At 60.5% G+C, this 18239-nt stretch carries 17 protein-coding genes; 4 read left to right on the top strand and 13 right to left on the bottom strand.

Features of this window, described 5'->3' with window-relative positions:
* Positions 1-53: 53 nt before the first annotated feature.
* The gene (locus BT119_RS13610; RefSeq protein WP_003364397.1) at positions 54-926 is read right to left on the bottom strand and encodes a LysR family transcriptional regulator; all 873 of its coding nucleotides are present in this window, start codon (positions 924-926) and stop codon (positions 54-56) included.
* 98 nt (positions 927-1024) lie between these two features.
* Positions 1025-1933, bottom strand: a complete 909-nt coding sequence (locus BT119_RS13605) for a LysR family transcriptional regulator (protein ID WP_003364395.1) — start codon at positions 1931-1933, stop codon at positions 1025-1027.
* Positions 1934-2040: 107 nt separating this feature from the next.
* On the opposite strand from BT119_RS13605, the gene BT119_RS13600 reads away from it, so the two are divergent.
* On the top strand, positions 2041-2859 hold the full coding sequence (locus BT119_RS13600; protein ID WP_003364393.1) for a phytanoyl-CoA dioxygenase family protein: 819 nt from the start codon (positions 2041-2043) through the stop codon (positions 2857-2859).
* Between the two features lie 87 nt (positions 2860-2946).
* Entirely contained in the window at positions 2947-3915 is a 969-nt protein-coding gene (locus tag BT119_RS13595) for an ABC transporter substrate-binding protein (RefSeq protein ID WP_054081105.1), read from the top strand.
* Positions 3916-4007: 92 nt separating this feature from the next.
* Here the strand turns inward: BT119_RS13595 and BT119_RS13590 are convergent, their stop codons facing one another.
* Together BT119_RS13590 and BT119_RS13585 are read right to left on the bottom strand one after the other, a co-directional pair.
* Positions 4008-5861, bottom strand: a complete 1854-nt coding sequence (locus BT119_RS13590) for an ABC transporter ATP-binding protein (protein ID WP_072366031.1) — start codon at positions 5859-5861, stop codon at positions 4008-4010.
* A 79-nt stretch (positions 5862-5940) separates the two neighbouring features.
* Positions 5941-6567, bottom strand: a complete 627-nt coding sequence (locus tag BT119_RS13585) for a TetR/AcrR family transcriptional regulator (protein ID WP_004413707.1) — start codon at positions 6565-6567, stop codon at positions 5941-5943.
* A gap of 110 nt (positions 6568-6677) precedes the next feature.
* Between BT119_RS13585 and BT119_RS13580 the strand changes: the two genes are divergently transcribed.
* A complete protein-coding gene (locus tag BT119_RS13580) occupies positions 6678-7883 on the top strand; it encodes an MFS transporter (protein WP_024663665.1) in 1206 nt (401 codons plus the stop codon).
* Between the two features lie 21 nt (positions 7884-7904).
* Here BT119_RS13580 and BT119_RS13575 read toward each other — a convergent pair whose 3' ends face one another.
* From BT119_RS13575 to BT119_RS13540, 8 genes are all read right to left on the bottom strand, one after another.
* Positions 7905-8831 (bottom strand): PfkB family carbohydrate kinase, encoded by a 927-nt coding sequence (locus BT119_RS13575; RefSeq protein ID WP_072366029.1) that lies wholly within the window; start codon positions 8829-8831, stop codon positions 7905-7907.
* A complete protein-coding gene (locus BT119_RS13570) occupies positions 8821-10290 on the bottom strand; it encodes a purine-cytosine permease family protein (RefSeq protein ID WP_054080996.1) in 1470 nt (489 codons plus the stop codon). Before BT119_RS13570 ends, BT119_RS13575 begins: the two co-directional genes overlap by 11 nt.
* A 160-nt stretch (positions 10291-10450) precedes the next feature.
* Entirely contained in the window at positions 10451-11464 is a 1014-nt protein-coding gene (locus BT119_RS13565) for an ADP-ribosylglycohydrolase family protein (protein ID WP_072366027.1), read from the bottom strand.
* Positions 11461-12180: a GntR family transcriptional regulator gene (locus BT119_RS13560; RefSeq protein WP_003364375.1), complete on the bottom strand. Its 720-nt coding sequence runs from the start codon at positions 12178-12180 to the stop codon at positions 11461-11463. The genes BT119_RS13565 and BT119_RS13560 overlap by 4 nt, the downstream gene beginning before the upstream one ends.
* 188 nt (positions 12181-12368) lie before the next feature.
* Positions 12369-12845 (bottom strand): thioesterase family protein, encoded by a 477-nt coding sequence (locus tag BT119_RS13555; protein ID WP_024663661.1) that lies wholly within the window; start codon positions 12843-12845, stop codon positions 12369-12371.
* 107 nt (positions 12846-12952) lie between these two features.
* Positions 12953-13918 (bottom strand): L-carnitine dehydrogenase, encoded by a 966-nt coding sequence (locus tag BT119_RS13550; protein ID WP_003349623.1) that lies wholly within the window; start codon positions 13916-13918, stop codon positions 12953-12955.
* 57 nt (positions 13919-13975) lie between these two features.
* Positions 13976-14863: a 3-dehydrocarnitine:acetyl-CoA trimethylamine transferase CdhC gene (locus tag BT119_RS13545; protein ID WP_058396240.1), complete on the bottom strand. Its 888-nt coding sequence runs from the start codon at positions 14861-14863 to the stop codon at positions 13976-13978.
* A 74-nt stretch (positions 14864-14937) separates the two neighbouring features.
* The gene (locus BT119_RS13540) at positions 14938-15882 is read right to left on the bottom strand and encodes a choline ABC transporter substrate-binding protein (RefSeq protein ID WP_058396239.1); all 945 of its coding nucleotides are present in this window, start codon (positions 15880-15882) and stop codon (positions 14938-14940) included.
* Positions 15883-16075: 193 nt separating this feature from the next.
* Between BT119_RS13540 and BT119_RS13535 the strand changes: the two genes are divergently transcribed.
* Positions 16076-17020, top strand: a complete 945-nt coding sequence (locus BT119_RS13535; RefSeq protein WP_175550577.1) for a GlxA family transcriptional regulator — start codon at positions 16076-16078, stop codon at positions 17018-17020.
* 174 nt (positions 17021-17194) lie between these two features.
* Here BT119_RS13535 and BT119_RS13530 read toward each other — a convergent pair whose 3' ends face one another.
* The gene (locus BT119_RS13530) at positions 17195-18109 is read right to left on the bottom strand and encodes a LysR family transcriptional regulator (protein ID WP_003347707.1); all 915 of its coding nucleotides are present in this window, start codon (positions 18107-18109) and stop codon (positions 17195-17197) included.
* Positions 18110-18239 lie beyond the last annotated feature (130 nt).

The raw sequence follows: 18239 nt of genomic DNA, 5'->3' as shown, positions 1-18239 counted from the left end.
AAAAAGCCTGGCGCACACTATGTTGCGCCAGGCCTGCTAGAGCGGGCGCAGCGCTAACGAGTCAGAGCGTGTTCGTTGATCAGTTGGACCAGCGCGGTTACCGGTTCGGTCAGGCTGCGGCGAGCGCGATGTACCAGCCCGATATCGCGATGGAACGTATGCTCTTTCAAGTCGATAGAGCGCACACCGGCGTGCCATCTCTGCAGGGTTGCCGTTTCCGGAACCAATGCGACGCCGACGCCGTTGGCGACCAGTTTCATAATCGCATCCAGTTCATCGAGCTCGCAGACTTCGCGCAGCGAGACATGGGTCTGGCGCAGGAACCTATCGACCTGTCGGCCACCAAATGACGATCGATCGTAACGAATGAATGGATGAGCCGAAATCAGTTCGGCCCAGTCATCCCCCTGCATGTCAGCTGGCACGATAAGGCGATAGGGTTCACGGACCAGCGTTGTCCAGCGCAAGTCGCTTTGCAGTGAGAAGGGCGGGCGGATGATCGCTGCCATGTCGATCTCGCCAGCGTCCACCTGATTGACCAGGTCCATGGACAGGCCGGGAATGACGCGCGTCCTGCACGCGGAGAATTGCTGATGAAACCGAGCCAGCGCTTCCGGTAGAAAGGAGCGTTGTACAGAGGCAATTGCGCCGATGGTCACCAGCACGCTCGCGGGTAGCCCTACTGTCGTAGTGCCGAGGCTGCTGAACTGGCGCACCAGATCCTGACCTTGTAACAACACCTGCTGCCCCATGCGGTTGAGCTGGGCTGAACGTCCTTTTCGGTCGAACAGCTCGACGCCCAGTTCAGCTTCAAGGCGCTGCATCTGCGCACTGACAGCGGCCTGGGTGAGCCCGATCTTGCTGCCCGCCGCAGCGAACGTGCCTTCTCTTGCCACGGCGATAAACGTTTTCAGTTCTTTGATCATGGGCAAAGAATAATTGTATTTTTGCTAAAAATGCATTTGTTTATTTTGTTGTTGGCGGGTTGTCGCCGCTTCAGCGTCATAGGCGCCCGGGCGCTGCCTCAGACAAAAGGTACTCTTTCCTGGAACCAGGCAACGGCCTGATTTTTGAATGCTTCGGCGGGCGGCGTTAACGGGTAGCGCTGATCGTAGGCCAGTACGATGCGCTGGGTGGGCAGCGTTTCGCGTATCGGGCGACACACCAAGGGCTGACCGTCGTAGCTGCGGTCGCCGAAGGGCCTGGTATAGGTCAGGGAAACACCGAATCCGTTGGCGACGAGGCTGCGCTGAAACTCGAAGCTGTGGGTGCGCTGGAGGCTTTGAGGCGACAGTCCATGCATGTTGAACAGGTCCAGCACGTGCTGCCAGCTGTGGACCTGATCAGTAACTACCAGATTGCCTTCACTGAGTGCTTGCAGACTGACATCGGGCTCGTTTGCCAATGGGTGATCAGCCGCCAGCAGGGCATGGGCAGTCAATTGACGCAACTCGATACACGCCATGTTTGCCGGCAGCCCCAGGTCGTAGGTCAGCGCCAGCTCCAGAGTACCTTCGGCGAGGCGCTTGCCCAGATAGTCGAAGCCGCCTTCGCGCATGTCGACCCTCACTCGCGGATGTTCCTGTTGCAGGCGCCTGAGGATCTGCGGCAGGCAATAGGGTGCCAGGTCCTCGTAACAACCCAGTACCAGCTCTCCGGAAAAGTCGTTGTTGTCGCTGCCGATGTCTGAAAACGTCCGGGCTTCGGCCAGAACCCGCCTGGCCTGGGCCATCACTGTGCGCCCGAAAGGCGTAAGCGATACGCCCAGTCCGCGTTGACGAACAAACAGCGGCTGACCAAAAAGCTGCTCGAGGTCGGTAATCGCCGTTGAAATTGACGGTTGGGAAACATGCAGCTCTTCGGCCGCCAACGTGAGATTGCCGTGTTTGGCGGCAGCGAGCGCATAACGGAGTTGTCGCAGACTGAACTTCATAAGAATTTCTTGGGTGATAAATCAATACATATTATTTTATCTTCGCTGTGTGTCATGAAATATTTGCCCTTGCCCACATTTATTCTTCTCCGAGGGAGTTTCAGGTCATGACACAACATTCGTTTGCCCTCACGACAGAAGACATTGAGGCCTTTCAGCGCGATGGCGCAATTTGCCTGCGCGGCGTTTTCCGCGACTGGATCGGCACCATTGCCGACGGAATCGAGCGCAACCTCGCCGAGCCGGGAGCTTACGCCAGCCGTTACGTCGAGAAGGATGACAAACCGGGCGGCTTTTTCGACGACTATTGCAACTGGCAGCGGATTCCAGAGTTTCGCGCCATGGTCGAGGATTCACCGGCAGCGTCTGTCGCGGCTGCCGTGATGCGCTCCAGATCGGCACAGTTTTTTCATGATCATGTTCTGGTCAAGGAACCCGGCGCGCAGAAGGCCACGCCATGGCACCAGGACATCCCTTACTATTTTGTCGAAGGTAGCCAGAACGTGAGTTTCTGGATCCCCGTGGACCCGGTGCGCGAGTCGACGCTGCGGCTGCTTGCCGGCTCACACCGTTGGGAGAAGGGCATAAAACCGGTGCACTGGGCCGATCAAAGCGATTTCTACAAAGATGCTGGCGGGTACCGCGACGCGCCGGATCCAGATACTGATACCGAGCAAGGCCTGCAGGTACTGGAATGGGAGATGCAGCCGGGCGACGCGGTGCTGTTCGATTTCCGTACCGTGCATGGTGCTAGAGGCAATGCGTCGGCTCAGCGCCGTCGTGTCTTGTCGCTGCGCTGGCTTGGCGACGATATACGTTACTTCGAGCGTCCAGGACGGACCTCTCCACCGTATCCAGGGCATGCGATGCAGACCGGTCAGAGACTGCGCGAAGATTGGTTCCCGACGATACATCAAGGAGCTTGAGTTTCATGTAGATGAAACAGGTTCGCCACTGATGTGACGAGCATTTGCACTGCCATAACCCTGTTCACTGTGTTGGAGCGTGCGATTGTGAAGATCAGAAAAAACCTTACCGCCACACTGATTGCTCTCGGGCTGTTTGCCGGCAGTGCTGCAAGCCAGGCCGCCGGTTGGTGCGAGTCGGGTAAACCGGTCAAATTTGCCGGGCTCAATTGGGAAAGCGGCATGTTGCTCACCGACATGCTGCAGATATTGCTCAAGAACGGCTATGGCTGTGCGATCGATACATTGCCAGGCAACTCCATCACCATGGAAAGCGCCTTGAGCAATAACGATATTCAGGTACTGGCGGAGGAGTGGATCGGGCGAAGCGAGGTCTGGAACAAGGCGGCGGCCAGTGGGAAGGTAGTCGGTGTGGGGGCACCGATTATCGGGGCCACCGAAGGTTGGTATGTGCCACGTTATCTGGTCGAAGGCGATGCCAAACGCAACCTCAAGCCCAAGGCTCCCGATCTGAAGAAGATCGCCGACCTGACCCAGTACGTGGCGCTCTTCAAGGACCCGGAAGAACCGGACAAAGGCCGTTTCTACAATTGCCCGGCGGGTTGGACCTGCGAGTTGGAAAACAGCGAGATGCTTAAGAGCTATGGCCTGGAAGCCAGTTATACCAACTTCCGCCCGGGTACAGGCCCGGCGTTGGATGCTGCCGTTTTGTCGAGCTACAAGCGGGGCGAGCCCATTCTTTTCTACTACTGGTCGCCGACGCCGTTAATGGGACAAGTCGATCTGTTGAAGCTGGAAGAAAAGCCGGGCGTCGATAAGAAAATCAGCATTCAGGTAGGGCTTTCCAATGTCTTTCACGAGCAGGCACCGGAATTGGTAGCCGTTCTGGAAAAGGTCAATCTGCCGATCGACCTGTTAAACCAGAACCTGGCCCGCATGAGCAAGGAGCGTATCGATTCACCCAAGCTGGCGAAGATATTCTTCAAGGAGCACCCGGAAATCTGGCACACCTGGGTCAGTGACGCTGCTGCCAAAAAGATCGAAGCAACGCTTTAAGGCAAGAAAGGGCATGGATGCCCTTTCTCTTATCGCCGCTGGAGTGCTTGCGTACGCCACCAGCGACCTGGCCGGGCTCTTGGTCAGTCTGCCTAATCGATGATATCGGCCACACCCTGATCCTCCCCGAGAAACCCGCCGCTCTGGTGCTGCCACAGCCGCGCATAGGTACCGTTTCTGCCCAGCAGTTCGGCGTGAGTGCCTTGTTCGATGATGCGGCCGTCGTCCATGACAATCAGCCGGTCCATGGCAGCAATCGTGGACAGACGGTGGGCGATGGCGATCACCGTCTTGCCCTGCATCATTTCATCGAGGCTTTCCTGGATTGCCACTTCGACTTCCGAGTCCAGCGCACTGGTGGCTTCGTCGAGCAGCAGGATCGGGGCGTTCTTGAGCATCACCCGGGCGATGGCGACGCGTTGGCGCTGGCCGCCCGACAGCTTGATACCGCGCTCACCCACCAGCGTGTCGTAGCCACTGTGGCCTTGCTTGTCGCTCAGCTGGCTGATGAACCCGTCGGCTTGCGCACTCGCCGCAGCGCTACGGATTTGCTCATCGGTCGCATCGGGACGCCCGTAGGCGATATTGTCGCGAATGGAGCGGTGCAGCAGCGAGGTGTCCTGCGTGACCATGCCGATGGCGCTGCGCAAGCTGTCCTGAGTAACGTGCGCAATGTCTTGCCCATCAATACTGATCGAGCCCTTGTCCACGTCATAAAAGCGCAGCAGCAGGTTGATGAGCGTGGACTTCCCGGCGCCGGAGCGACCCACCAGGCCGATTTTTTCACCTGGACGAATGCTCAGGCTCAGGGCATCCAGTACCTGGCGTTCGCCGTTGTAATTGAAGCTCACGTTATCGAAGGTGACCGCGCCGCCTCGGGTGACCAAAGCCTTCGCGTCCGGCGTATCCTGAACCTTGGGACCGCGAGTCAAGGTTTGCATGCCGTCCTGGACGGTGCCGATGTTCTCGAATAACGAGGTCATCTGCCACATGATCCAGTGCGACATGCCGTTGATGCGCAACGCCATGGCGGTGATCGCCGCAACCGCACCGGTGCCGACCTGGCCCTGGTGCCACAGCCACAGGGCGTAACCGCCAGCACCCATGATCAGTGCGACCACCAGGGCCTGATTGACGATTTCGAACTGACTGACCAGACGCATCTGGCGCAAGCCGGTGAGCTTGAAGTCCTCCATCGCCGCGCGCGCGAAATGCGCTTCACGCTTGGAATGGGAGAACAGCTTTACCGTGGTGATGTTGGTGTAGGCGTCCGAGACACGTCCGGTCATCGATGAGCGCGCGTTGGCCTGTTCCTGCCCGACCTTGCCCAGGCGTGGCACGAAGTAGCGCATGGCCAGACCGAACAGCATCAGCCAGACAAGGAAAGGCAGCATCAGCTTCAAATCGAAGGCGCCGGCCAGGGCAATGATCGCGATGAAATAGACGCCGATACCGGGGACGATTTCGATGATGGTGAACAGCACCTCGCGCACCGACAGCGCTGTCTGCATCACCTTGGTGGTGACGCGGCCGGAGAACTCATCGGAGAAGAAAGACAGGCTTTGCCGCAACATCAATCGGTGGAAGTCCCAACGCAGCCGCAGGGGCAGGTTGATCGCCAATACCTGGTGCTGCACCATCGTGCGCAATGCCACCAGCACGATGCTGCTCAGCAATACCAGGCCAATACCCCACAGCACGCTGCTTTCCTGCGCGGCCGTATCGCCGCCAGCCTGCCACGTGGACAACAGATCCACGACCTGCCCGAGGAAGGAAAACAGCCAGGCTTCGTAAATCGACACACCGGCACACAGCAGCGCAAACGCAAGGATGTAACCGCGTGCCCCTCGCGTGCAGGCCCAGAGAAACCGCGCCAGGCCGTCAGGTGGTGGTGGCACTTCGTCAGGCGGGAAGGGGTCAAGCCATTTTTCAAACGCGCGAAGCATGGTGTTCTCCAAAAAAAACAGTGCAAAGAGTCTGGCGTCCTCGACGCCTCCCGAACCTCTTCCATATTGAGCTTCAGGGTCAATGATTGTCGGCAACACTGCCCAGGCTGTCCCACAGTCTCATCACCTGGGTCACTGCGGCGTCCAGTGTGGCATGTGGGACACCGTCGCGCGCCAGTGTAGACAAGCCCAGAAGAAAACTGTCAAAAACGGCCGCGAGCGTTTCCGGTATTACCGTTGCGGGCAACTCGCCTGCCGCAACGGCGCGCTGGATGCAGGCCACGATACCTGTGCGGTTCAGATCCCTGGCCCGAGCAAGGGGTTCGGAAATGGCCTTGCTCTCGTCCGAGCAGGCGCTCATCAGCCCCAACGCCACCAGACACCCTTTAGGATGCCCAGGCTCACACTGCATTTTCGCTGAGTGACGAAGGGTGATTTCAATCGCGTCTCTGGGCGGCAGGGTCGTATCGAACAGGCTGTCGGTGACTCGGCCGTAGGTGTCGAGGTAGCGCTCCATCACTTCATTGAACAGGGCGTTTTTAGAGCCAAACGCTGCGTAAAAGCTCGGCGCCGTGATGCCGCCACCTATGTTTGCCTTGAGCTGGCTTAGGGAAGTTGCGTCGTAGCCGTGCTCCCAAAACAGGTGTAGCGCCTGGGTGATCGCCAAGTCACGGTCAAATGTACGCGGACGCCCCAGCTGTGCCATGTCGAGTCTCCTATGGAATTACTTAAATACTAATCGATACATAAGTCGTTGACCACCTGACTCCATCTGCCTATATTTGTACCGATCAGTATATTAGTGAGGGTTTTGCAATGATTACAGATGAGAAGCAGGGCGAAACACTCCCGCTGGGGGCGTTGCTGGCGCTGGCAATGACGGGTTTCATCTGCATTGTCACCGAGACTTTGCCGGCAGGTTTGTTGCCGCAGATCGCCGACGGGTTGGAGGTGTCTGCATCGTTTGCCGGGCAGATGGTGACTGTTTATGCGTTGGGCTCATTGCTGGCCGCCATTCCGCTGACGATCGCGACGCAAAGCTGGCGGCGCAGGACGGTCTTGCTGGTGACGATTGCCGGCTTTCTGGTTTTCAACAGCGTCACTGCGTTGTCGTCCAGTTACGGACTGACGCTGATCGCAAGGTTTTTCGCAGGCGTCTCGGCGGGCCTGGCGTGGAGCCTCATCGCCGGGTACGCGCGGCGCATGGTGGTCCCGCAACTGCAAGGCCGTGCACTGGCCGTGGCGATGGTCGGTACGCCCGTTGCCTTGTCGCTGGGCGTGCCTCTGGGAACCTGGCTTGGCGGGTTCATGGGCTGGCGCATGGCGTTTGGCTTGATGTCCGGGATGACCGTGCTGCTGATCATCTGGGTGCTGGTCAAAGTGCCGGACTATTCCGGCAAGTCCTCCGCACAGCGCATGGCGTTACGTCAGGTCTTTTTCACGCCCGGCGTACGCTCGGTGCTGGGCGTTGTGTTCACCTGGATGCTGGCTCACAACCTGCTTTATACCTACGTCGCTCCCTTCGTTTCCGCGGCGGGGCTGGCGAATGATGTGGACCTGGTATTGCTGGCATTCGGGGTCGCCGCGCTGGCCGGCATCTGGGTCACAGGACGGCTGGTTGATCGACATTTGCGCAAGACAGTACTTGCCAGCCTGGCAACATTCGCAGCGGTGTCAGTGTTCTTCGGCGTGTTTTCCGGCTCTGCACCGGCCATTTACGTCGGTGCTTTTATCTGGGGACTGACCTTCGGTGGCGCCGCCACACTGCTGCAAACCGCGCTCGCCGATTCGGCAGGTGAGGGCGCAGATGTCGCGCTTTCGATGAACGTCGTGGTCTGGAACAGCGCCATCGCAGGCGGAGGGCTACTGGGTGGCGTGTTGCTTGGCCAATGGGGAGCAGGTTCCTTTCCTTGGGTCTTGCTGATGCTGTTGTTGCTAAGTCTGGTGATCGCACTGCGCGCAGGTGCTCATGGTTTTGCACGGGGCAGCCGGCTGGACCGGGAGTGTGGTCTGGCTGGTTGAGCACAGCGAGCTCAAGCCAGCCTAAAAATCGGCCCCCACCAGCGCATCTACCTCCTCACGGCCAGGCGCCGTCGCCGGCCCCCGGCGTGTGACCGCAATCGCTGCTGCCGCATTGGCGCGCAGCGCCGCGCGGTCGACACTGCTGCCTCTGGCCAACTCGGCCAGCAGCACACCCGCGTGGGCGTCGCCAGCTCCATTGGTGTCGATTGCCGTGACGGCAAAGCCGGGTATGTGTCGCGTCTGTCCGGCATGGTGGACCCAGCAACCTGCGGGGCCGTCACGAATCACTATGAGCGCATCTTCGCGCAGAATGGACGCCAGGTGGTGGAGCGCGTCGGCGCACGTCCGGGTTTGCGTGAAGCGCAGGGCTTCTTCGCAGTTGCTGGACCATACGCTGATAAGAGGAAGTACGGCGCGCATCTCGACGCCATGAAGCGCATCAACCAATGGGCTTGGGTCGAATACCACGGTAGTGCCGCCGGGCAATCCGTCCAGCCAGGCGAGCAGGGCCGTGACCTTGTTTTTGTGTGCCAGGCTGTAGCCGCTGACAACTACGTAATCTTCGGCGCTGACCTGCACGCCCTGCAGGTCATCGGCAGACAAACCACCTTCAGCGCCCACATAGGAGATGAACGAGCGCTCGGCCGAGGCTTCTACCAGGGCAACGGCCAGGCCGGTATCCTCTCCGGGAACAGGCATCGTAGCAATCTCCACACCTTCGTCGCGCATGGCCTGGCGAGCAAGGTCGCCGAAGCGGCCCTGGCCATGGCGACCCAGATAAACCGTAGGCAAGCCATTGCGGCAGGCAGCGGCCATCACATTGAAGCCGCCTCCGGCCTCGAACGTGGCGCTGCTGGCCAGTACATCTCCGCCCGACGGCGGCAGGTGGTCGATGGCCATGACCAGGTCAACCACGACCTGGCCGGTGTAGAGCAATTTAGCGGGCATGGGCAGCCTCTTCGGTAACGACACGGCGATCACGCGCCCCGCCGAGCAGCGCATACAGGCCGCCGGCGACAATGAAGGTCACGATCCAGCCCAGGCCGTTATGACCCAGCCAGGAATCGGCGAGAAAACCTTTGAACAGCACATGCTCCGGGGTGGTGGCCACGGTGGTGAAGCTGAAGCCGAGCACGATAGCCAACGCCCACGAGCCCAGCGCGCGCCATTCGACACCGCCGCGATACCAGTAGGCGCTCTTTGGGGTCTGGTCCAGCAGGTCGTGTGGGGAGTAGATGTGGCGATGCAGCAGGTCGACGACAAAGATGCCTACCCACGCGGTAATGGGCACCGCCAACATCGAGATGAACGTAATGAAGGGGCCGTAGAAACTGTCGGCGATCAGCATGAAATAGATCGAGCCGGCAAAGATCGCGATGATATCGACGATGACTGCGTGTACTCGCTTGACCTTCAGGCCGAGGGTCAAGGTGGTCAGGCCAGCCGAGTAGACCGACAGGTTATTGGACAACAGCAGGCCGCCGAACGCAGTGATCAGATAGGGCACGGCCATCCAGGTGGGCAACATTTCGCGAATGGCGATGATCGGGTCGGTGGCTGACGCCAGATGATCGTTGCCCACCGACAGCAAGCCGCCGAGGGTGATCAGCAAAACCAGAGGGATCCCTGCGCCAAATGCCGCCGAGGCCACCAGTCGAGTGGCCTTCACGCTGGCGTGCTGATAGCGCGACATGTCGGCGCCCGCGTTGGCCCAGCCGATACCCGTGCCTGCGGCCATGGTGCCGACGCCAATGATCATGGCACTCAGTGGCGCTGCCGGCGCGTCGAAGACCAGGCTCCAGTCGATGTGGGTGAGCAGAAAGCCACCGACCATCAGGTTCAGCGCGCCGAACAGGTAAGTCGCCCATTTCTGGATGACCAGCAGGGTGGCATGGCCCAGGCCCGAGACGGTCAGGGTCAGCAGCACGAACAAGGCGATGAACAGCAGGGTCAGGCCAGGCGAGTTTTTCGCCTCCACGGGGGTGCCGAAAAGGATCGCGAACAGTGACAGCAGGACAAACGCGGCGGTGGTGGTGTTGACCGTTTCCCAGCCCAGGCGCGACATCAGTGAAACCAGCGTGGGCCCGATATTGCCTCGCACCCCGAAGATGGCCCGGGACAGCGTCAGGCTCGGTGCCCGCCCGCGGCGCCCAGCAATGGAGATAACGCCGACCACGGCGAACGAGCCGGCGGCACCGAGGATGGCGACGATGATTGCCTGCCAGATGGCCAGCCCCTGAAACGCTACCAGGGTGGCACCCAGCGGCAAGCCCAGGATGCTGATGTTGGCGGCGAACCAGACCCAGAACAGTTGCAGCGGGTGGCCGTTGCACTCGTTTTCAGGAACCGGCTCGATACCGCGGGTTTCCAGCTGACCCGCACCTTGAGAGGCGGACGATGTCGTCATTTGCGTTGCTCCTATTGCCTTTATTGTGGTTGTGGCAGTACGTCAGCAGGTGCAATCCAGTGCAAATTGGCTATTCCGAAATCGGGTCAGCCAGATCGCCGCTCGGAAGGCTGAGGGCGAGGGTGATCTCGTTCACAGTGGGCGAGCACAACCCGGTCTATCAACCGGTACGCAGGACCAGCAGTTGTTCGACCAAGAGCGCGAGATCGAGCGCGTTGACCGCATCAATTTGCTCGATCAACGCCGCCGGCCAGGCTTGCATGCCATTGCAGGCACCCAGCATGGCGCCGAGAATGGCGGCAATCGTGTCGGTGTCACCGCCCAGGCTGGCCGCCATGCACACTGCATCGAACGGACTGAGCTGGCTGCTCGCCACGCGGTGGGCGAGGGTGAAGGCAGCGACCACTGATTCCTGTGAGGCGACCGAGGTACCAATCACATCGTGCACCCGGTCGGCCAACTGTTCGTCTGTGCAGTCAGCGCACAGTGCCTTGGCCCATTGAATGCGCGCGGCGATACGCCCACCCGCAACCCAATGACCATGGCGTTCGGCACTCAGGGCTACCTCAGTACCTATCTCCAGAGCTTCGGCCAGGGGCGTGCCATTGATCCCGGCGGACACCACGGCCGCGACCGCCGCCGCGCTGGAGATGCCCAGCGTGGTGTTATGGGTCACCTGACAGGCTTGCACCACCAGCGCCATGAAGGCCTCGCGGTTGCTCACGTCGGCTGCGATGCCCACCGGGGTAATACGCATTGCCGCGCCATTGGTGGTGCCGAAGCGGCCGGCTTCTTCGGGGCTGTGGCCGTCAAGGATCATTTCAATCGCGCGCTTGGTCGAAGGCCCCAGCAGGTCGTAGGAGCCCTTGGCTTTCATCGCGGCTTCCCACTCGATCAGGCTGTGGGCCAGGGCTGTCGGGTCGATGCTGCCGCAGCCGGCCACCAGCAACTGTGCCACCAGGATCGCCTGCTCGGTGTCATCGGTGATGGCGCCCGCAGGCATGTTCGGTGCGATCGGCTGGTCGGCATCGGCACCGATCAGCGTATTGATACGGCCATAGCGTTGCAGGATCAACGCGCGCGGCAGCGACTGCGTCGGCATGCCCAAAGCGTCGCCCAAGGCCAGGCCATAAAAGGCACCCAGGCCTCGGTCTTGCAGAAATGTTGCGCTCATGTGGACGATCCGAAGGCGAGGTGAAGGCGAAAATGCACGGGGTCCAACAGGCTCTCTACGTGCTCCATAAAACGTTCACGGCGGTCAAAGGTCGTGCGCACGGCCTTGAGAAACACCGTGCCGGGCTCGCGTGCAAGCAGCACGGCATCATCACGGTTCAGAGGCCCTGCACCGATCCACTGATCGCCCTTGTCGCCGATGAAGCCGTGGGCGGCCATGGTCACTGTCAGTGACTGTTCCAGCAGACCGTTTTGCGGCAGGTTTTCCAAACCATCGACCGCCGGGATCAAGGCGCGCTCCAGGGAAACGATACTGCCATCAGCGGCGATACGCCGGCGATCCAGGGCCACCAGGCTGGAAGTGCCGAGGCGCACCTCCATGTCGGGCCGTTGCACCGCCACCAGACGCAGGATTTCCGTACGCACGCCAGCACCCGTGTCGGCCAGGGCCTGAGCCCAGCCGGCACGCTGGTCCAGGCTGAAGCCGTCGTAGGTGACGATCGAACCCACGCCGGTCTGGGTGGCAATGAAGTTACGCCGCTTGAGCTCGGACAACGCCTCGCGCAGCGTGCCGCGGCTGACGTTGAATTCCTGGGCCAGAAGATTTTCCCCGGGAAGCAGGGCGCCGGAGCTCATCTGGCCGCTTTCGATACGGCGGATCAGCTCATTGATCACCTGGGTTTTCTTGTCGAATCGAACCTGTCTAGTCATGTACATTTTATAGTTGCATGTTGGATCAGAATGCAAGCTGTTTTTGTGCGAATTGATATGCGAGGCACCAATGTTTAACGGGTTACGCGAATGATGCTCGCAGTTCGACAAGTCACCTCGCGGTCACACGCTCTCCAGTGCCATTCAAGGCAGTCCGATGCGGGCCAAAACTTTGGCAGTAGGGGGCTTTTCGATTATTTTCCTGTGTGCAACCCGATCACTCGGCCGAGGAGTTTGGGCCTCGGCAGATCGGACTGCCCGGCGCTTATAGCGTCAAGTCTTTCCTTTGTTGCCTCGGTAAACATCGTTGCATGCGGGCCGCTCAGGTCGACGTGCAACAGCATTTGCTCATTGCCGGCCAGCTCCATGTCATCACCTGCCAAATGCAGGCTGTGATAGAGATGCACGCGCTTGGCGTCGTGGGCGATCAGTTGGGTATGCACCTCGACCTCGGCGCCGAGTTTCACTTCGTGCAGGTAGTTGAGGTGCAGTTCCAGGGTGAACAGCGAGTGGCCGCTGGCTTCGCGGTTATCGCTATCCAGTCCCAGGGCGTCCATCAGCCCGTCAGTGGCGTAGCTGAAGATCAGCAGGTAGAACGCGTCACGAAGGTGGCCGTTGTAGTCGACCCAGTCGGGTTGGACTCGGGTGGTGTAGGTGGTCAGTGCAGGCATGTCGGAGGATTTCGGGTCAGTTCTGATCAAATGAGGTAACTGGCGTGCTTTGCAGGGTGATGGAAGACTCACAGCCACTCACTGGAGGCAAGCCAGCTACCGTAGGTTCATTCCGCGAAGCTCATGCCATGCCTGGCCTTGGTAGTCTTTACCGCCTCCAGCACGGCGAGCAAGCAATCGTCACGGTAGCGCTCCAATGCCGAAATACTGTGTTTACCCAACTGGTCAGTGGTGCCGTCGACCACATCGTCGATCAGTTTGTCGGTCAGTTCCGGTGCCGGCAGGTAGGTCCACGGCAACTGCAGTGCCGGGCCGAACTGCGTCATGAAGTGGCGCATGCCTGCATCGCCACCCGCCAATGTGTAGGTGAGAAAGGTGCCCATGAACGACCAGCGCAGTCCGGCGCCGAAGCGAACCGCATCATCGATTTCACCGGTGGTTGCCACGCCGTCATTGACCAGGTGCAGCGCCTCGCGCCATAGCGCTTCGAGCAAGCGGTCAGCGATAAAGCCGGGGACTTCCTTGCGCACATGCAGCGGGCGCATACCGAGTGATTCATAGACCTTGATTGCCGCCTGTATGGCCGCCGGAGCAGTATTTTTGCCGCCCACCACTTCCACTAACGGCAGCAGGTACACCGGATTGAACGGGTGACCGACTACGCAGCGTTCCGGGTGCGCGGAGCCTTCGTAGAAGTCACTTGGCAATAGGCCGGACGTACTCGAACCAATTAACACATTCGGCCTGGCCGCCGCGCTGATTCTGCTGTGCAGATCCAGTTTCAGTTCCAGGCGTTCCGGGGCGCTTTCCTGAATGAAGTCGGCGTCGCTGACACATTCCTCGATGGTGGCCACGAAGCGCAGGCGGTTCTGGGATGCACCGGGTACCAGACCCTGTTGTTCCAGCGCACCCCAGCAATTGGCGACACGGTTACGCAACGCTGCTTCGGCGCCGGGCGCGGGGTCCCAGGCGACCACATCCAGTCCATGGGCGAGGGCGCGGGATACCCAGCCACTGCCGATGACGCCGCTGCCAAGAGCGGCGAAGGTTTTGATTTCAGTGATAAAGCTCATGGCGACGATCCTGAAGAGTGCGGTGATTCAATCACAGGGTTTTATGTCCTGAAGGCATTAGCCGCGCTTGGCAAGGCCCATCTTGATGCGGCCTTCTGCCGGGGTCATGACTCGTGCGCCCAGGCGGCTGAGAATTTCACTGGCGCGTTCCACCAATTGACCGTTGGTGGCGAGCACGCCCTTGTCCAGCCACAGGTTGTCCTCCAGACCGACCCGGACGTTGCCGCCCATCAACACCGCTTGCGCGGCCATCGGCATCTGCATGCGGCCAATACCAAAGCCCGCCCACACCGCATCGGCGGGCAGATTATCGACCATGGCTTTCATGGTGGTGGTGTCGGCGGGTGCGCCCCATGGAATACCCAGGCACAGCTGGAACAGCGGGTTGTCGAGCAGACCCTCCTTGATCATCTGTTTGGCGAACCACAGGTGGCCGGTGTCGAAGATTTCCAGCTCGGCCTTTACGCCCAGCGCCTGGATACGTCTGGCGCCGGCGCGCAGTTGCGACGGGGTGGACACGTAAATAGTGTCGCCGTCGCCAAAGTTCAGGGTGCCGCAGTCGAGGGTGCAGATTTCCGGCAGCAGTTCCTCAACATGGGCCAGACGTGTCATTGGGCCGACCAGATCGGTATTGGCACCAAACTCCATCGGGCGTTCACCGTCGCCAATCTCCAGATCGCCACCCATGCCAGCGGTGAGGTTGACGATGATGTCGATGTCGGCCTCCCGAATACGCTCCATCACTTCGCGGTACAGCGCCACGTCGCGGCTGAACTTGCCGGTGTGCGGGTCGCGCACATGACAGTGCACCACGGTGGCACCGGCTTTGGCGGCCTCAACCGCGGCGGCCGCGATTTGCTTGGGCGTGACCGGCACGTGAGGGCTTCGGGCGGTCGTGTCGCCAGCACCGGTGAGTGCGCAGGTGATGATGACGTCGTGGTTCATGGGGTGGCTCCTTACAGGCGTGAGGATGCCGTTCGCGACGATGGTTGATCGCGAAGCGGCCGTTCAAAATCAGGTTATTGGCTGCTCAATTGGAGATTTGCCGCAGCCGGTTTGCCGTCGAAGGTGGTGACGCCCTCCAGCCAGCGCGCCTGGTCTTGAGGATGGTCTTTGAGCCACTGTCTGGCGGACTCGAGAGCATCCTTGTGATCCAGTAGCGGCTGCATCATCCGGCTCTCGTCGGCGGCGGTGAACGTCAGGTTAGTCAGCAATCTATGCACGTTGGGGCACTGTTCGGCATAAGTCGGCGAAGTGACCGTCCACACCGTAGCCATGCCCTCGTTCGGGCCCAGGGCGTCGTCGCTGCCATTGAGGTATGTCATCGCCACGTTGACGTTCATCGGGTGCGGCGTCCAGCCGAAAAACACCACGGCTTCCTTGCGGCGTACGGCACGGTCCACGGCGGCGAGCATGCCGGCTTCGCTGGACTCAACCAACTGGAATTTGCCCAGGCCGAACTGGTTTTTGGCGATCATCGCCTTGATCTGGGTATTGGCGCCTGAGCCAGGCTCGATGCCGTAGATTTTGCCGCCCAGTTCCTTCTCGAACCTGGCGATGTCGGCAAAGGTCTTCAGGCCCTTGTCCGCCAGGTAAGTCGGCACGGCGAGGGTGGCGCGAGCGTCTTCCAGGCTCGGTTTGTCGAGCACTTTGACCTTCCGGGCCTCGACAAACGGCGTGATGGTCTGGGTCATCAACGGGTTCCAGTAGCCCAGAAAGAGATCCAGGCGCTGGTCGCGGATGCCGGCGAAAATGATCTGCTGGGAAGCGCTGGTCTGTTTGGTCTTGTAACCCAGGCCGTCGAGCAACACTTGGGTCATGGCGCTGGTTGCGATCACGTCGGTCCAGTTCACCACACCCATGCGCACGTTCTGGCATGAAGCGGCATCAGCCGCTATTACATTGCTGCTCAAGAGCGCGCTGGCGCCGAGTGCAAGCACGCTGCAACTAATCAGTCGGTTCATGGTGGGTTCCTCGGCAGATCGTTATTGTGGGGTGTCGGCGTCTTTGTGCACCGTGGAAACAAATTACCCTGCCTGGAGGGCGGCCAAGCGCACTGCAGCGACCCGCTTTTGCACTGCGGCGACCTGCCCCTTGAATGTGCCCATGAACGGGAGTATCAACGTGCCACGCTGCAGGTCCGAGGAGAGCGTTACCATGGCCCAGGATTTCTATTTTTTGCTGATGCCGGGGTTCTCGGCCATCGGCTTTATCTCCGCGCTAGAGCCCTTGCGGGTGGCCAACCGCTTTGGTGGCGAGCTGTACCGCTGGCACGTCCTCAGCGCCGACGGCGGCGCGGTACAGGCGAGCAACGGCATGTCGGTCAACGCCGACGCGGCGCTTGAGTCGCTGAAAAAAGGCGCGACCCTGCTGGTGGTGGCCGGCTTTGAACCGCTGCAGTTCGCCACGCCGGCCCTGCAGCAATGGCTGCGTCGCCTTGATCATGAAGGCGTGACCCTGGGCGCCATCGACACTGGCGCCTGTGTGCTCGCTGAAACCGGCTTGCTCGATGGCCATCGCCTGACCCTGCATTGGGAAGCCATTGAAGCGTTCAAGGAGTCCTACCCACAGCTCACCGTGACCCAGGAACTGTTCGAGATCGACCGCCGCCGCATCACTTGCGCAGGGGGCACAGCGTCCATCGACCTGATGCTCGACCTGATCGCCCAGGCGCACGGCCCCGAGTTGGCGATTCAGGTATCCGAACAATTCGTACTGGGCCGCATCCGCACGCGCAAGGACCACCAACGCATGCAGATCGCTACGCGCTATGGCATAGCCAACAAGAAGTTGGTGCACGTGATCGGAGAGATGGAACAGCAAACCGAACGCCCCCTCAGCACGCTGGCCCTTGCCGAAGCGATCAACGTCACCCGGCGCCAGCTGGAACGCTTGTTTCGCCTGCACCTGAACGACACGCCGAGCAACTTCTATCTGGGCCTGCGCCTGGAGAAAGCCCGGAAACTGCTGCGGCAAAGCGGTCTGAGTGTGCTGGAAGTGAGCATCGCCTGCGGGTTCGAATCGCCGTCGTATTTCACTCGCAGCTATCGAGCGCGGTTTGCGAAATGCCCTAGGGAGGATCGGCGGCGGGAGGGGATTTGAGTCTTGTTTTCAGGGGGCGAGGTTGGGCTTTGCGTAGGCGGGTTTTGGTGTTGGCTATAGCTGTACTCTTCGGCTGGTGTTGGTAGCAGTGGAAGTAGGAGCGCCAATTTGAGTGATTATGTTCGTGCGTTTAGCGGGGGCTGTAGATGTCTAGGCGATAGGGTGTTAATTCGTTTAGAGGCTATCCGGATCCCCAAAAAACATCTGAATCCGCGACCTCAACCAACGCTCCCCCGGATCATTATCCTGCGCGCCGCGCCAGGCCATGTGCAGTTCGAACGTTCGGGTTTCAATCGGCAGGTCCTCAGAGCGCACGCCTCCTGCTGCGGTCAGCACTTGCGCCGCATAGTCGGGCACGGTGGCGATGATGTCGGTGCCGGTCAGCAGTGTGGCCAGGCCGTTGAACTGGGGCACGGCGAGGACGACGTGGCGTTTGCGGTCGAGTTTCTCGAGGTGTTCGTCGATGAAGCCGCTCAGGTCGCCGGCGAAGGAGACCAGTGCGTGGGGGCGGGCGCAGAAGTCGTCGAGGCTCAACGGGCCGGGTATCGAGTCGGCGCGCAGCAGTTGCGGCTTGCTCCTGCGCAAGACTTTGCGCTTGGCGTTGGCGGGCAGGTCCTGGGTGTAGCTGACGCCGACGGAAATCTCCCCGGAGGCGAGCAGGGGCGGCATGAGGATGTAATTGACTCGTCTGACCACCAGCACAATGCCCGGCGCTTCGGAGCGCAGACGCTTGAGCAGGGTGGGCAGCAGCGCGAACTCGACGTCATCGGACAGGCCGATGCGGAACACCGAGGTGCTGGTCGCCGGGTCGAACTCTGAGGCACGGCTGACCGCTGTCGAGATGGAGTCGAGTGCCGGGGAGAGCAGGGCGAAGATTTCCGTCGCTCGGGCGGTGGGCTCCATGCTGCGCCCGGTGCGCACGAACAGTGGATCATCGAACAGGCCGCGTAGCCGCGACAGCGCAGCGCTGATTGCCGGCTGGCCGAGAAACAGCTTTTCCGCCGCACGTGTGACGCTGCGCTCATGCATCAGGGTCTCGAAAACGATGAGCAAGTTGAGGTCGACGCGACGCAGGTCGTTGCGATTCATGCGGAATATCTCGGGCCATTTGTCGGTTGAGGACGTGAGCAGGGTGCGATAGTACGAGCAAATGCGGGTCGGGCGCAGCGAAAATTACTGTGAGGGTTACTGAATGTCCACACGGCTTGCAATGTTTCGT

The sequence above is a fragment of the Pseudomonas sp. NFACC10-1 genome, from assembly GCF_900119195.1.
Lineage (GTDB): Bacteria > Pseudomonadota > Gammaproteobacteria > Pseudomonadales > Pseudomonadaceae > Aquipseudomonas > Aquipseudomonas cerasi.
This window is presented reverse-complemented; position numbering and strand designations above follow the sequence as displayed.

Coding starts and splice junctions, on each gene's coding strand:
- BT119_RS13530 (WP_003347707.1), bottom strand. CDS start 18,109: ATGAATCGCAACGACCTGCGTCGCGTCGACCTCAACTTGCTCATCGTT.
- BT119_RS13565 (WP_072366027.1), bottom strand. CDS start 11,464: ATGAGCGCAACATTTCTGCAAGACCGAGGCCTGGGTGCCTTTTATGGC.
- BT119_RS13540 (WP_058396239.1), bottom strand. CDS start 15,882: ATGAACCGACTGATTAGTTGCAGCGTGCTTGCACTCGGCGCCAGCGCG.
- BT119_RS13610 (WP_003364397.1), bottom strand. CDS start 926: ATGATCAAAGAACTGAAAACGTTTATCGCCGTGGCAAGAGAAGGCACG.
- BT119_RS13570 (WP_054080996.1), bottom strand. CDS start 10,290: ATGACGACATCGTCCGCCTCTCAAGGTGCGGGTCAGCTGGAAACCCGC.
- BT119_RS13575 (WP_072366029.1), bottom strand. CDS start 8,831: ATGCCCGCTAAATTGCTCTACACCGGCCAGGTCGTGGTTGACCTGGTC.
- BT119_RS13605 (WP_003364395.1), bottom strand. CDS start 1,933: ATGAAGTTCAGTCTGCGACAACTCCGTTATGCGCTCGCTGCCGCCAAA.
- BT119_RS13560 (WP_003364375.1), bottom strand. CDS start 12,180: ATGTACATGACTAGACAGGTTCGATTCGACAAGAAAACCCAGGTGATC.
- BT119_RS13590 (WP_072366031.1), bottom strand. CDS start 5,861: ATGCTTCGCGCGTTTGAAAAATGGCTTGACCCCTTCCCGCCTGACGAA.
- BT119_RS13535 (WP_175550577.1), top strand. CDS start 16,076: ATGGCCCAGGATTTCTATTTTTTGCTGATGCCGGGGTTCTCGGCCATC.
- BT119_RS13580 (WP_024663665.1), top strand. CDS start 6,678: ATGATTACAGATGAGAAGCAGGGCGAAACACTCCCGCTGGGGGCGTTG.
- BT119_RS13600 (WP_003364393.1), top strand. CDS start 2,041: ATGACACAACATTCGTTTGCCCTCACGACAGAAGACATTGAGGCCTTT.
- BT119_RS13555 (WP_024663661.1), bottom strand. CDS start 12,845: ATGCCTGCACTGACCACCTACACCACCCGAGTCCAACCCGACTGGGTC.
- BT119_RS13585 (WP_004413707.1), bottom strand. CDS start 6,567: ATGGCACAGCTGGGGCGTCCGCGTACATTTGACCGTGACTTGGCGATC.
- BT119_RS13545 (WP_058396240.1), bottom strand. CDS start 14,863: ATGAACCACGACGTCATCATCACCTGCGCACTCACCGGTGCTGGCGAC.
- BT119_RS13550 (WP_003349623.1), bottom strand. CDS start 13,918: ATGAGCTTTATCACTGAAATCAAAACCTTCGCCGCTCTTGGCAGCGGC.